Source organism: Agarivorans aestuarii (genome assembly GCF_019670125.1).
GTDB classification, from domain to species: Bacteria; Pseudomonadota; Gammaproteobacteria; order Enterobacterales; family Celerinatantimonadaceae; genus Agarivorans; species Agarivorans aestuarii.
The window spans coordinates 2,771,824-2,785,233 of the sequence record NZ_AP023033.1 but is presented as its reverse complement, the minus strand read 5'-3'; the positions used below and the strand labels follow the sequence as shown (position 1 = coordinate 2,785,233).

The 13,410-nt window shown below is 41.9% G+C and carries 13 protein-coding genes; 9 read left to right on the top strand and 4 right to left on the bottom strand.

From position 1 onward, the window contains the following. Positions 1 to 31: 31 nt before the first annotated feature. Genes K5609_RS12925 through K5609_RS12905 form a run of 5 tightly spaced genes read left to right on the top strand, consistent with a single transcriptional unit; the run spans position 32 to position 4,177 of the window. Positions 32 to 775: a WbqC family protein gene (locus K5609_RS12925; RefSeq protein ID WP_221074010.1), complete on the top strand. Its 744-nt coding sequence runs from the start codon at positions 32 to 34 to the stop codon at positions 773 to 775. Next, positions 765 to 1,703, top strand: coding sequence for a DegT/DnrJ/EryC1/StrS family aminotransferase (locus tag K5609_RS12920; RefSeq protein ID WP_221074009.1), 939 nt, complete (start codon positions 765 to 767; stop codon positions 1,701 to 1,703). The genes K5609_RS12925 and K5609_RS12920 overlap by 11 nt, the downstream gene beginning before the upstream one ends. Then, the gene (locus K5609_RS12915) at positions 1,700 to 2,668 is read left to right on the top strand and encodes a hypothetical protein (RefSeq protein ID WP_221074008.1); all 969 of its coding nucleotides are present in this window, start codon (positions 1,700 to 1,702) and stop codon (positions 2,666 to 2,668) included. The genes K5609_RS12920 and K5609_RS12915 overlap by 4 nt, the downstream gene beginning before the upstream one ends. A gap of 1 nt (position 2,669) precedes the next feature. Then, entirely contained in the window at positions 2,670 to 3,365 is a 696-nt protein-coding gene (locus K5609_RS12910) for a class I SAM-dependent methyltransferase (protein ID WP_221074007.1), read from the top strand. Further along, on the top strand, positions 3,362 to 4,177 hold the full coding sequence (locus tag K5609_RS12905; RefSeq protein WP_221074006.1) for a sulfotransferase: 816 nt from the start codon (positions 3,362 to 3,364) through the stop codon (positions 4,175 to 4,177). Before K5609_RS12910 ends, K5609_RS12905 begins: the two co-directional genes overlap by 4 nt. 7 nt (positions 4,178 to 4,184) lie before the next feature. Here K5609_RS12905 and K5609_RS12900 read toward each other — a convergent pair whose 3' ends face one another. The 4 genes from K5609_RS12900 to pseB all read right to left on the bottom strand — a co-directional run bounded on the left by K5609_RS12900 (position 4,185) and on the right by pseB (position 8,227). Next, complete coding sequence (locus K5609_RS12900) at positions 4,185 to 5,297, bottom strand: DegT/DnrJ/EryC1/StrS family aminotransferase (protein WP_221074005.1); 1,113 nt, start codon at positions 5,295 to 5,297, stop codon at positions 4,185 to 4,187. Between the two features lie 94 nt (positions 5,298 to 5,391). Next, entirely contained in the window at positions 5,392 to 6,087 is a 696-nt protein-coding gene (gene pseF, locus K5609_RS12895; RefSeq protein ID WP_221074004.1) for a pseudaminic acid cytidylyltransferase, read from the bottom strand. Further along, complete coding sequence (pseC, locus tag K5609_RS12890) at positions 6,080 to 7,237, bottom strand: UDP-4-amino-4,6-dideoxy-N-acetyl-beta-L-altrosamine transaminase (protein ID WP_221074003.1); 1,158 nt, start codon at positions 7,235 to 7,237, stop codon at positions 6,080 to 6,082. The genes pseF and pseC overlap by 8 nt, the downstream gene beginning before the upstream one ends. 3 nt (positions 7,238 to 7,240) lie before the next feature. Next, the gene (gene pseB / locus K5609_RS12885) at positions 7,241 to 8,227 is read right to left on the bottom strand and encodes a UDP-N-acetylglucosamine 4,6-dehydratase (inverting) (RefSeq protein WP_221074002.1); all 987 of its coding nucleotides are present in this window, start codon (positions 8,225 to 8,227) and stop codon (positions 7,241 to 7,243) included. Positions 8,228 to 8,541: 314 nt separating this feature from the next. Between pseB and K5609_RS12880 the strand changes: the two genes are divergently transcribed. From K5609_RS12880 to cmk, 4 genes are all read left to right on the top strand, one after another. After that, positions 8,542 to 10,023 carry a sigma-54 dependent transcriptional regulator gene (locus tag K5609_RS12880; RefSeq protein ID WP_221074001.1) on the top strand — a complete coding sequence of 494 codons (1,482 nt, stop codon included), beginning with the start codon at positions 8,542 to 8,544 and terminating at the stop codon, positions 10,021 to 10,023. A gap of 105 nt (positions 10,024 to 10,128) precedes the next feature. Beyond that, positions 10,129 to 11,172 carry a sensor histidine kinase gene (locus K5609_RS12875; RefSeq protein WP_221074000.1) on the top strand — a complete coding sequence of 348 codons (1,044 nt, stop codon included), beginning with the start codon at positions 10,129 to 10,131 and terminating at the stop codon, positions 11,170 to 11,172. A gap of 2 nt (positions 11,173 to 11,174) precedes the next feature. Next, positions 11,175 to 12,506 (top strand): sigma-54-dependent transcriptional regulator, encoded by a 1,332-nt coding sequence (locus tag K5609_RS12870; protein ID WP_221073999.1) that lies wholly within the window; start codon positions 11,175 to 11,177, stop codon positions 12,504 to 12,506. Between the two features lie 213 nt (positions 12,507 to 12,719). Then, entirely contained in the window at positions 12,720 to 13,400 is a 681-nt protein-coding gene (gene cmk, locus K5609_RS12865) for a (d)CMP kinase (protein ID WP_221073998.1), read from the top strand. The last annotated feature ends 10 nt before the right edge of the window (positions 13,401 to 13,410 follow it).

The following is a 13,410-nucleotide window of genomic DNA, read 5'->3' as shown; positions in this document are numbered from 1 at the left end:
TCGAGTGCAAAGTATCATCGGGAGATAGAAAGTGAAAATTGGGATTATGCAACCCTACTTTATGCCTTACATTGGTTATTTCCAATTGATGAATCATGTTGATAAATGGGTGGTTTTTGATCGAGTTCAGTTTATTGATAAAGGTTGGGTTAATAGAAACCGAATTTTGCACCCTGATCAAAGCAAGCAATGGCAATTTATTACAGTACCTCTAAGTAAGAGAGGTCAGTTTTCTAATATTTGTGATATCTCTATTCACAACAAGCAGAAGTGGCAAATGCAAGTAAAGGGGAAACTCGAATACTTACGTAAGAAAGCACCGTATTTTAGAGTAACAATGGATTGGTTGGATGAATGTTTGTCTTCGGATACAACGTCGCTAAGTGAAATGCTTAGCCATAGTCTAATAACCACCGCACAATATTTAGGTATAGATACCCCTATTGTTACTCAGTCATCTGAAAATATCGTAATAGATGAAGCTGAACACGCGGGGCAATGGGCGCTGAATATTGCGAAGTTTTATGGTGCTAACGAATATGTGAATCCCTGTGGAGGAGTAAGTATCTTTCGTCAAAGCGAGTTTGATGAAAGTAATATTAAGTTAAGTTTCTTAGAAACCGAGCTTAAACCCTATACGCAGCAGCGAGACTTTGTGGCTGGTTTGTCAATAATAGATGTGTTGTTGTGGAACTCAGTAAGTGATGTTAAAAAAGCGCTACAAGAAGATTTTCGAATACGTTCACATCAGGAGTTGCTAGACAGTGGTAAGTAAAGTATTGACCAATCCGCAGCAATGCATTCGGGCGAGTTCTAGTATTTGTCCTACTGATTCTGCGCGTTCAGCGTGGTTATTGATTTTGCAGTCTTTGGGTATCGCGGATGGAAAAGTATTATTGCCATCTTACATAGGGATCACGGATAGGGAAGGTTCGGGTATTTTTGATCCAATTCAAAGCCTAAATCTAGATTTTGAATTTTATTCACTTAGTGAACGATTGGCCGCAGATTTATCGAGCATTGAGAACATAATAAAATCTGGTGAAATAGATGTTCTACTATTAGTCCACTATTTTGGTATCGAACAGTCTGATACAAAGAAGATTAGCAATTTATGTAAACAGTATGACGTTACATTGGTCGAAGATTGCGCGCATGTAGCATGTTTAAATGTAGAAGGTAGTTCCTTAGGCTCTTATGGTGACTATGCTTTTTATAGTTTGCACAAGGCTATTGCTGTGCAATCTGGTGGTTTATTAAGAGCGAATCATGATTGTGTTTTGCCACATGTACCTAAAAGTTTAGCTTGTGATGACTCGGTCATTTCTGAACTTCTGTCTAGTGATTTGACTAAGTATAGTGAAATTCGAAAGCGAAACTATCAGTACTACTCTTCGATATTAAAAGATGTTTCCGGGCTAAGGGTTATGTATCCACATATTGATGATACACCGCACAGCTTTCCCTTGTTTATTGATAATGGGCTTAGAGAAAAACTCTATTTTTCTCTATTCGATATTGATATACCAACAATTGCGCTTTACTACCGCTTAATCGACGAGATTGAGCGAGATAAGTTCCCCCAATCCTACTGTATTTCAAACAGTATTCTCAATTTGCCGCTACATCAAGACATCAGTTTTGAGCAAGTTGAATATGTGTGTAACGGGATTAAGAAAAAGCTTTCAGAGTTACTATTATGAATCATATTGGCGGTTTTTTTGAGCAGGAAACTACAGAAGATAGCTATTTTTCAAGTGGCTCATTCTACCCGCTATCTACTGGCAGAGCGTGCTTAGCGCTAATGTTGACGACGGTTAGGCCAAAACATGTTTATGTGCCCTTCTATACATGCGATGCAACCTTAGAACCATTTAGGCAATTGGGTGTTCGAACTACATATTATGCTATTGATTACAATTTAGAGCCACAGAGTTTACCTAGCCTACAAGATGGTGAATTGTTTTTATGGACTAATTACTTTGGTTTAAAACAACAATATACTCAATATCTACTTGAGCACTTTGGTTCCGATAAATTGATACTCGATGATACACATAATTTGTTTGGGTTCGAAAACTCTGAATGTTGGTCGTTTACATCACTTAGAAAGTACTTTGGTGTTGGTGATGGCGCACTGTTATTTTCGCCTAAGGAACTAGATTTATCGAAGTACTCGTTTTTTAACTCCTCGAATCAGCATTGTAAGTTGCGTTTAGCTGGAAAGCAGAATGAAGCGTTTAAGCTATACCAAAGCTATGAAGCGTCGCTTGATTGCTCGATTCATCGCATGTCAAAAGCTACCGAATCTAGTTTGAAAAGCTTAGATTTATACCGAGTGATGAAAAAAAGGCTCGCCAATTTCACCTACTTGTCATCGCTTCTTGATGAATATAACCAGCTGAAGCTAACAAAATCTAGCATGTCACCTTTTTGTTACCCTTTATTACCAGCATCTAAAATCGAGTTAACCCAATTCCATCAGCAGGGTATTTATATTCCTAAGCTATGGGAAGACGTTTGTAAAAGAGAGCTTAATGGATTCGAGTGTGAGAACGATTTAGCAGCCCGCCTTTTGCCGCTGCCTATTGACCACCGGTACGAGAGAGAGCACATGCAATTAATGGCTGATATGCTTATTCCTTTATTAAAAAACATGGAGAGGTAGTGTGTCTTCAATCAAGTGGACTCAATTTTGGAAAGAACACGGGAAGTCAACTAGTGGCCATCAAGCTCAAGAGCAGGTATTAAGGACGTCTAATAAAGAGGTCGTATCAGAGTCTGTTTGGGCAAACACCTTAGAATACTTGCAGAACACTTTTGAGGTTAATGATAAAGATGTGTTACTAGATTTATGTTGCGGGAATGGATTGATCACTCAATACTTTTCCGACAAATGTCAGAGCGTCACTAGTGTCGATGTAACTCCAGAGTTTATACAGCAGCTTAACGCTTTAAAATTACCTAATGTTGAGGCTATATGTACAGACTTACTATCTTTGGACTTTCCTAAACATTCTTTTAGTAAAATCATTCTTTATGCCGGAATTCAATATTTTTCGGAAGATGAAGTTATTAGCTTGTTCAAGAAATTTAGTCATTGGTTGAAGCCGAATGGAATGTTATTTGTTGGTGATATTCCTGATAAGAGCAAACTTTGGGACTTTTACAACAGTAAGGAACGCGAGCATTTCTATTTTGAGCGTTGCGAGGAACGAAATGATGTTGTTGGAACATGGTTTGAGAAACAGTGGTTATGTAAATTAAGCGAATTCACCGGCTTAGCAGAACCTAGAGCATGGGACCAACCTAATGAACAGATTTATGCTCACTTTCGTTTTGATATGAAGGCTGAAAAGAAATGAACTTAAAGAAAGTAATATATATTGCAGGTGTCGCTAGAAGTGGTACTAGTTGGTTAGGCCAGGTTTTCAATAGCTCGCCCGATGTCACTTTTCGTTTTCAACCTTTATTTGCCTATGAGTTTAAAAACGCAGTGAATGAAGACTCTAGTGCGGCGGATTTTTCTCAACTGTTTGAGCAAATGGCGCTTAATGACTCTTCATTTCTGGTTCAAGAAGATAAGGTGCTGTCAGGAACATACCCGGACTTTGAAAAAAACAGTACAAACTCTATTTTGGCTTTTAAGGAGAATAGATATCAATCGGTCATAGAACCAATGATGAGAAAAGTACCTTATCTTTATGGCGTTGGCTTAATCCGTCACCCATGTGCTGTGATCAGCTCTTGGATGAGAAATGAAAAGGAGTTTCCTAAAGGGGCAGACATAGAAAAAGAATGGCGATTTGGTAACTGTAAAAATCAGGGGAATGAAGATTATTTTGGCTTTTACAAATGGAAAGAAGTCGCCAATCTCTATCTAGATTTAGCAGAGAAATATCCAAACCGATTTATCGTTCAATATTATGAAGGTCTGCTCGTGGATACTAGCAACAAAATGCAAGATTTGTTTAAATTTGTCGGTTTGCCGTGGCAATCAAACACTAGGGATTTTGTTGTTGAAAGTGGCGCTTCTCACTCTGATGATTATTATTCCGTTTACAAAAATCCTGTGTTGTTAGCTAGCCAACCTTGGCGAGAGCACTTACCCGCACATATAGTCGATGAGATATATGCAGATTTGAAAGGTACTCGTCTAGCTAGATTCTTAGAATAATAAAATCTCAAGCTTGGGAGGCAAAACCTGATGACTGTAATGCATGTTTTAGTAATAGAGCTATTTCTTTAACATCTTGTATGGTCATGTTCCCATGAAGCGGGAGGCAGTATGCTCTGCTTGATACAGAATTCGCTATTGGTAAAGTTAAGGGGTCGCAGCCTGGCTGAAGAGGGTGAAAATAGCGACGACCAAATATATTGTGTTGCTTAAGTATTTCATCCGCTTTAAAAAGAGATGCTTCATCGGCAAATTGAATCGGCATATAAGCATAGTTTGGAGATTTGATTATGCGAATTTTCTGACGTTCGTCGATGTCTTTTAACTGTTTAAAGTATTCTTTGGTTAGAGTTTTTCTTATCTGAATCTGCTTATTAACTGCTGTTAAGTTAGCGAGCCCAAATGCTGCTTCAAATTCGTTCATTTTAGCATTGGTGCCTGTCGCACTAGGCAAGCCCTCTGCGAAGCCAAAGTTTATTAGAGATTTGGCTTTTTTATAATCCCGTTCGCTTTTTAGAATCAGCGCACCACCTTCAATGGTGTTAAAAATTTTCGTTGCATGAAAGCTTAAAGCTGTCGCGTCACCACTACTTAATGCTAATTTTTGGTGAAGGCTAGGGGCTGAGAAGCTTTGAGCACCATCATAAATTAGCTTTAATTGGTGTTGTTGAGCGAGATTTTCAAACTCTTGGTTGTGCGCGGTACGACCGTAAACGTTTACAGGCAATATAGCTTGAGTGTGTTTTGTTATCTTTTTTGCTACAGACTTAGGTGACAAACACAAGCTATTGCTATCTATATCTGCAAATACGGCTTTCGCTCCTACCCAGTCTATTGCTTGGCCAGTGGCGGCGAAAGTAAACGGCGTGGTAATGACTTCTTGGTCTATGTTGTAAAGCTTTAAAGCCAATTGTAAAGCTGAGGTACCATTAGCGGTCAATACCAAGAAAGGGACGTCTAAAAAATCACTCAAGGTTTTTTCTAGCTCTTGAACGAGTTGTCCATTATTAGTGATCCATTTTGCTTTATATATTCGGTCAATATAAGAGTTAAGAAGCTCCCGATCTGGCAGGCTGGGACACTGCACTAAAAGAGGCTCGGTTCGTGATTTTTGCGTCATTATTTAGAGCCCCTTATCATGGATATTCTTAATTGCTATCGGTTAATGCGGGAAAAGCTTTAGAAATATAAGTTTACAGCGCCAAATCTTGGCCTCAGCTCTTCTGATTTAAATAACTAAACAAGAATTGTGCCATTTCCCAGTCTTCTTGGTCGTCTATATCTTGAGTCAATATTCTCGGTAATATCACAGGATATGAACTTTGAGAAAACATAGCTGCATTTTCGTTAAGCGCTTCGCGCGTCCACCAATAAAACTGTCCTGCATCGTGATAGGCGGGTTCTAAGTCTTGCGAGCGTTGCCCCATTAACTCTGGTTGAAATGGACTTACTCCTTCACCCTTCATTTTGATTGCTCGTTGAATTGGAAAGGCAAAGCTGGAAGCAGAAAAGCTGGTTTTACACTTTGGATTGTCAATGTTTTTTGCTGCTTGCTGTAATCCACTTGTTGTAACAAACGGGGCTGTGGCGTATAAGCAGCAAATTCTTGAGTAAAGTAAGTTGTCTGGATCGAGTTCATTTACAGCATGTTTGACCACTGCTGTTGTACCCGCATGATCGTTAGCTAAATCTGCGGGACGAACAAAGGGGGTGCTCGCTCCATATTGCTTGGCAATATTAATGATTTCAGTGCTATCACTTGATACGATAACTTCGTCAAACAATTGGCTATTTATAGCTGCCTCTATCGACCAAGCAATCATCGGCTTGCCACAAAAATCACGGATATTTTTTTGAGGAATGCGTTTACTGCCGCCTCTTGCAGGGATGACACACAAGCTTTTATTCATTAACAATCTCCAACAAAGACTCAATCACTCGTTGTTGCTGTTGATGGCTCAAGTCGGGATACACGGGCAGAGATAAGGCACTCGAAAAGTATTGCTCAGCTCCAGAAAATGTTTCTATTTCAGCATCACTTATACGGTGAAAGGGCTGGCGATAAATAGGCATATAGTGCAACTGACAATGAATTTTTTTGTCAGCTAACTGTTGATACACAGCATCTCGTTGGTTGTTTGGAATGAGTATCACGACGAGGTGGTGAGCACTTTCGCCTTCCTCATTTTGTTTAAGAAGGCTTAACTTATGGGTGTTAAATGCTTCCTGGTAGTTATTAAATATCTGCTGTCTGCGTTCGATGAAAGTATCGAGTTTTGCTAACTGACTTAAACCAAGTGCAGCTTGCAAGTCAGACAATCGGTAGTTGTAACCTAAACTTTGTTGTTCGTAATACCACTGAGGTTGCCCTGGCTGCTGAAGGTCTTGCGACTCTTTGGTGATGCCGTGAGATGCTAGTTGTTTTAGGCGCTTGGCTAGGCTTGAGTCATTAGTGGTTATCATCCCACCTTCAGCGCTGGTAATGCTTTTAACTGGGTGAAAACTAAATACACAGCAATCACTATACTTTCCGCAGCCTACTTTAGCTCCTTGATAACTAGCGCCTAGTGCATGGCATGCATCTTCTATAATTTTAATGCCCAAGGGATGGCAGAGCTTATGTATAGCTTGCATGTCGCAACTGTTCCCCGCTAAATGGACAACAACTATAGCCTTGGGAAGCGAATTGGTTTTTTCAGCGTGTTGTAGCTTGTTGGCTAACGCCGTAAGCGAAATATTGCCGGTGTTTGTATCAATGTCTATAAAGCTAATGCTTGCTCCGCAATAAAGCGCGCAGTTAGCAGACGCCACGAAACTGATGGCAGAAGTCCAAACTATATCACCTTGCTCAACGGCTAAGGCCAAGCAAGCCAAATGAAGTGCTGCGGTTCCATTGCTGCAGGCAATGGCATGTTTGCAACCTACGTAGTTTGCTAAGCTCCGTTCAAATTGAGCAACCTGCGGCCCTTGGGTGAGAAACGCTGAGTTGAGCGTATCGACAACCGCTTGCACATCATCTTGGTCGATTTGTTGCTTACCGTAATGAATTGGAGTGCTCATGGCCTATCGAAGCTCTTTAATTTGCTCAACCGAAAGATAATGTGGGTTAGATAAAGAGTTGTACTCCATTCCTACTTCAACCTTTTTGCCGCCTTCGCCTAATGCATTTTTTTGAAAATCATTGGTGCGACTACTGAAGGAGATCGACGGCGCAATGACGTAATGATCATCAAACTCAAAAGTGTGGTAAGAGTCATCGGCTGGGCACATTACTTCGTGAAGTTTTTCCCCAGGCCTAATACCGATGATATGGGTAGCCAAGTCTGGCGCCATCGCTTTTGCTAGGTCAACGATTTTAACTGAGGGTATTTTAGGGACATAAATCTCGCCACCATGCATACGTTTAAAGTTATCTACTACAAACTGTACGCCTTGTTCTAGGGTAATCCAAAAGCGCGTCATATCCTGATGTGTAATCGGTAAAGACTCTGCACCTTCATCTATTAGTCGTTGAAAGAAAGGTACTACGCTGCCGCGTGAGCCAACCACGTTGCCGTAACGAACCACCGCAAAACTGGTATCTTGGTCTCCAGCAATATTATTTGCCGCAACAAATAACTTGTCGGACGCAAGTTTAGTGGCGCCGTATAAGTTGATTGGATTAGCTGCTTTATCTGTAGAAAGAGCGATGACTTTTTTTACGTTGTTGTATAGTGCGGCGTCGATGACATTTTCGGCACCGTTGATATTTGTTTTAATGCACTCCATTGGATTGTACTCAGCGGCTGGCACTTGTTTTAATGCCGCCGCATGAATAACAAAATCTACGCCACGCATTGCCATGGTAATGCGCTGTTTGTCTCTTACATCACCAATGAAGTAGCGCATACAGGGTTGATTAAACTCCTGCTGCATTTCATATTGTTTTAGTTCATCACGAGAATAGATAATAACGCGTTTGGGTTGGTACTCTTTTAAAAGCAACTTAACAAACTTTTTGCCAAATGAACCGGTACCACCCGTAATCAATATTTGTTTGTTATTAAACATCCGCTATTCCCGTTTCCACTAATTGTTGTTAGATACTTTATCTACCTTGCTCTATGCAAAGCTTATACCTAGAAGCCTATCCAAATTAATCTATTAAACAAGAGACCCCGTGACTGTTTGTTCAAATCTTCTACGCAATCCACAAATTACCCCGTTAGTTGAACTGCGCTTGTCACATAATACTGAACGAGTGTCATATTTTTGTCGCTTTTACTGCTTAGGTCTTGCGTATTTTTGACGCCTGTTTACAATTAATTCTTAGGGTAATTAAATTAAGCGTGTCGCAAGGTAGCTTATTTTTGCAGGGGATAGGGATGCAAGCATCCAATAGCGTTTTAGTTTGTGAAAGTGACCAAGAGAGAGCTAAGCAACTAGAAACGGTACTTGGTTTTATTGGCCAACAATTTAACGTGTGCAATACCGACGAACTTAGTGCTTTGGCGAGTAATGCAGACAAGGTCGTTCTAATCAGTAAGCAGTTAGAGGATGTAAAGAGCGTTATAGCTAAGCATCCTCATTGTCCATTCTTAACGGTTGGCGAGGGCAGCAATTTTGAGGTCTTACCTAACCTTATCGGCCATTTAGATCTTCCTTTTAGTTATGAGCAGCTTACTCAGCTACTACATCACTGCGATGCTTATTTAACCCACCTACCGGGCAAAGCTAGCCCTGCTAAAAGTGAGCGGTTACGCCAGAATTTGATCGGTAAAGGTATCGCTATTCAGGAGGTGCGCCACTTAATAGAACAGGTGGCGACTAAAGAAGCGAACGTGCTCATTCTCGGTGAATCAGGTACTGGTAAAGAAGTAGTAGCCAAAGCCATTCATGATCACTCGGTGCGCAGCCAAGGCCCATTTGTGCCGATTAACTGTGGTGCAATTCCTCCTGATTTACTTGAAAGTGAGTTATTTGGTCATGAAAAAGGCGCGTTTACGGGTGCTTTTGCTATGCGCAAGGGACGCTTTGAATTGGCTGAAGGTGGAACGCTGTTCCTAGACGAAATTGGTGACATGCCAATGCCTATGCAGGTTAAATTGTTGCGGGTGCTGCAAGAGCGTCAATTTGAGCGAGTAGGGGGCAGCAAGGCGATTACAGCTAACGTAAGAGTAGTGGCAGCCACTCACCGTCAATTAGAGCGAATGATTGAGCAAGAGAAGTTTCGGGAAGATTTATACTATCGCTTGAACGTATTCCCCATTGAAATGCCGTCGTTGCGAGAGCGTCAAGATGATATTCCTCTGCTGCTTCAAGAATTGGTTAATCGCCATGAAGATGAGCATTCGGCTGTGGTTAGGTTTACTCAGCGCGCTGTTGAGTCCTTAATGCAGCACCAATGGCCAGGTAATGTACGTGAGTTATCCAATTTGGTCGAACGCCTACTAATTTTGCATCCTGACCAAATTGTCGACGTAAACGATTTGCCGCCGAAGTATCGACATATCGATGCCGAAACCTTTGAGCCGAATTACAGCCCTGAACTGGCTGAGCGCGATGCTCTGTTGGCTATATTTAGTGATGAGGATGCTTCGGTATTTTCTGACCCAAGCCCTGAGGCGTTGTTTCCTGATGGGGAGCAAGAACAGGAGCTTGATGAAGAAGGTTGGGGAGCGGTACAACAACTTCCAGATGAAGGCGTTAACTTAAAAGAGCTACTGGCTGACTTAGAGATTGACCTCATTCGCCAAGCGCTTGAACAGCAAGATGGCGTTGTCGCTAGAGCGGCAGAGCAACTGGGGATGCGGCGAACAACCTTGGTTGAAAAAATGCGAAAGTATGGTTTGAATAAAGATAGCTAAACGCAGTAACCCTATCATAAGGCTCTGAATACAGAGTCTTTTTTATATGGCACGAATATTGATTGATAAGCACTGTTAACGGTTTTATGACGCGGAGCTTATTTCATGCCCTCAGTGCAACTTCAACAACAGCCAGCCAGCTTATCTGAGCATAACTTGTCGCAGATTTTCGACGTTATGCCATCAGGTTTGGTCTTGCTTGATAATAAAGGTTTTGTCTCTAGGGCAAACCCGGTGGCCAAGCAATTACTGGGTGAAGATATTGAGCAACAACGCTGGTTAGAGGCAGTGCCAAAACTGTTCTCGCCAAAAGCCGATGATGGACACGAACTCTCATTGGTTGACGGTAGGCGGGTGAAGTTAAGCCTCTCACCTTTGCAAGATACTCAAGGCCAACTGATAGTGTTGACTGATATGACCCATACTCGTCAACTACAAGCTAATGTTGCCAAGCTACAGCGAATGTCTGCTTTAGGGAATATGGTGGCCTCGCTAGCCCATCAAATAAGAACGCCACTTTCTGCAGCCATGTTGTACGGCTCTAATTTATCGAATAAAACCTTGTCGGATAACGCCCGCGACAACTTTCAGAATAAAATGATGGACCGCCTTAATGATTTAGAAACACAAGTGAACGATATGTTGCTGTTTGCTAAAAGTGGCGAAAAAATGGTGGTTAATCAGGTCAGTGCTCAGCACATCGTAGAGCAATTACAAACTGCTACCGAGGCTTGCGTGCGTCAGCACCAGGTTAAATTCTCCAGTGTAGTAAGTGCACCTCATGTAGAGGTTTTAGTGAATGCCAATGCCTTAGTGTCTGCCTTGTCTAATTTGGTTGAAAATGCCGCACAGTTAAGCGCGAAGGGAAGTGAAATCAAAGTACAACTTAGCTGCACTGCTGAAGAGGTGCTGATTAGCATTGAAGACCAAGCGGGCGGTATAGATGAAGCGAGCAAACAAAAGATATTTGAACCTTTTTATACCACCAAGCAAAACGGAACAGGTTTAGGTTTGGCGGTAGTGAAGTCTGTAGTCAAGGCGCATCACGGAAGCATTGAGCTTGAATCTAATTCAACAGGCTCGCGCTTTAAGGTGCGTTTACCACTTGCCGAAGCGCAACATCATGATCTTGCTGTAGGAGGGCAATAACTATGAGTCAATCTACGATCCTTATTGTTGAAGATGATGCCGGTTTGCGTGAAGCATTGGTAGATACCTTGCAATTAGCTGGTTATCACTGTGAACAAGCTGATAGTGCAGAGTCTGCACTAATTGCCTTAGCGGAAGCTCCCGTCGATTTGGTGGTGAGTGATGTGCAAATGAGTGGCATGGATGGTTTAAGCCTACTTAAAAATATCAAACAAAAATGGCCGCAAACGCCAGTATTGCTGATGACCGCTTACGCCAAAATTGATGATGCAGTGTCAGCTATGCGTGATGGCGCCATTGATTACCTGTCAAAACCCTTTTCTCCAGAAGTACTACTCAATCAAGTCGGCCGTTATGCGCCGTCAATTAAAGTTGAAAAACGAGAGCCTATTTATGGCGATGCTTCCACTGAAGCGTTACTAAAATTGAGTCAAAAAGTTGCAGCATCAGAAGCATCAGTATTAATTAGCGGACCAAGTGGTGCGGGTAAAGAGGTACTGTCTCGCTACATTCACGATTGTTCGCACCGTAAGGACCAAGAATTTGTTGCGATTAACTGTGCGGCAATTCCTGAAAACATGCTTGAAGCCACTCTATTTGGCTATGAGAAAGGCGCATTTACCGGTGCGATAAAAGCGTGTCCCGGTAAGTTTGAGCAGGCTCAAGGAGGAACTATTTTGCTAGACGAAATCAGTGAAATGGACCTTGGTTTGCAAGCTAAGTTATTGCGAGTGTTGCAGGAGCGGGAAGTTGAGCGCTTGGGTAGTCGCAAAATGATTAAACTTGATGTTCGCGTGATTGCTACCAGCAACCGAGATATGCGAGAGATAGTTAAGATGGGTCAGTTTAGAGAGGATTTGTATTATCGCCTCAATGTATTCCCACTAAACTGGCTACCATTAGAGCAGCGTAAAGGTGATGTATTGCCATTGGCAACACACCTTCTCAATCGCCATAGTGCGCAAAACTATGAGTTGAGTTTAAGTGCGCAGCATAAATTACTAAATCACTCTTGGCCTGGCAATGTGCGTGAGCTAGACAATGTAATGCAGAGGGCACTGATTCTAGCCAATGGTAATGTCATTGATAATGACTGCCTGGTCATCGAAAATCAGCTAGAGCCTTTACAGGTTGAGCCAGTGTGTGAGTCATCACCAGCAAATGAACCCTTAGGCAATGAATTGCGCCAACAAGAGCAACAAATCATTTTAGATACGCTTAAAGCATGTAATGGCAAGCGTAAAGATGTTGCTGAAAAGTTGGGTATTAGTCCCAGAACACTTCGTTACAAATTGGCCCGCATCAAAGATTCTGGCGTAGAGTTGCCAGCCTAATAACCAGCAGACACTATTAATAAAAAGCAGTATATCCAGATGATATACTGCTTTTTGTTTAAAAGTGGGATAAGCGTTCGGTTTATTTTGTTTTTTGTTAATAAATTAGTGAGGCTTATTGCGAGCTTTTCACGTATAATGCCGCCGAATTTTTAGTTCTTATCTATCTCCAGATAAGAACTCGCATTTTGCTTTGGACATTATGGAGGACTCATGACTCAAAACGTTCCAGTGGTGACAATTGACGGGCCTAGTGGTTCTGGTAAAGGCACTTTGTGCCAAAAGCTAGCGCAGCATTATCAATGGCAACTTCTGGATAGCGGAGCCATTTATCGGGTCTTAGCGTTAGCTGCTTTGCACCACGAAGTAGCCTTAGACAACGAAGAGGCATTAAGTCTTTTGGCGGCTCACCTTGATGTACGATTTGAAGCCAAAGACGGCAATACCTTGGTGATTCTAGAAGGTGAAGATGTTTCCCTAGAAATTCGCAAAGAGACTGCGGGAAATGCCGCCTCTAAAGTCGCTGCATTTCCGCGAGTGCGTGAAGCCTTATTAAGACGCCAGCGAGCATTTCGAGAAGAGCCTGGTTTAATTGCTGATGGGCGAGACATGGGAACGGTTGTTTTTGTTGACGCTCCCGCCAAGATATTTTTAGACGCAAGTGCAGCGGAAAGGGCGCAGCGACGCTATAATCAGTTGCAAGAAAAAGGCTTTAGTGTTAGTTTTGACCACCTTTTGAGCGAAATTGAAGAACGAGACCAACGAGATAGAAACCGTTCGGTTGCTCCTTTAGTTGCCGCTCAAGATGCGTTAGTAATTGATTCAACTTCTCTTTCTATTGATGAAGTCGTTTCAATGTCGATAGCGTTTATCGACGAAAAATTAACCCAGTAATCACTGGGAA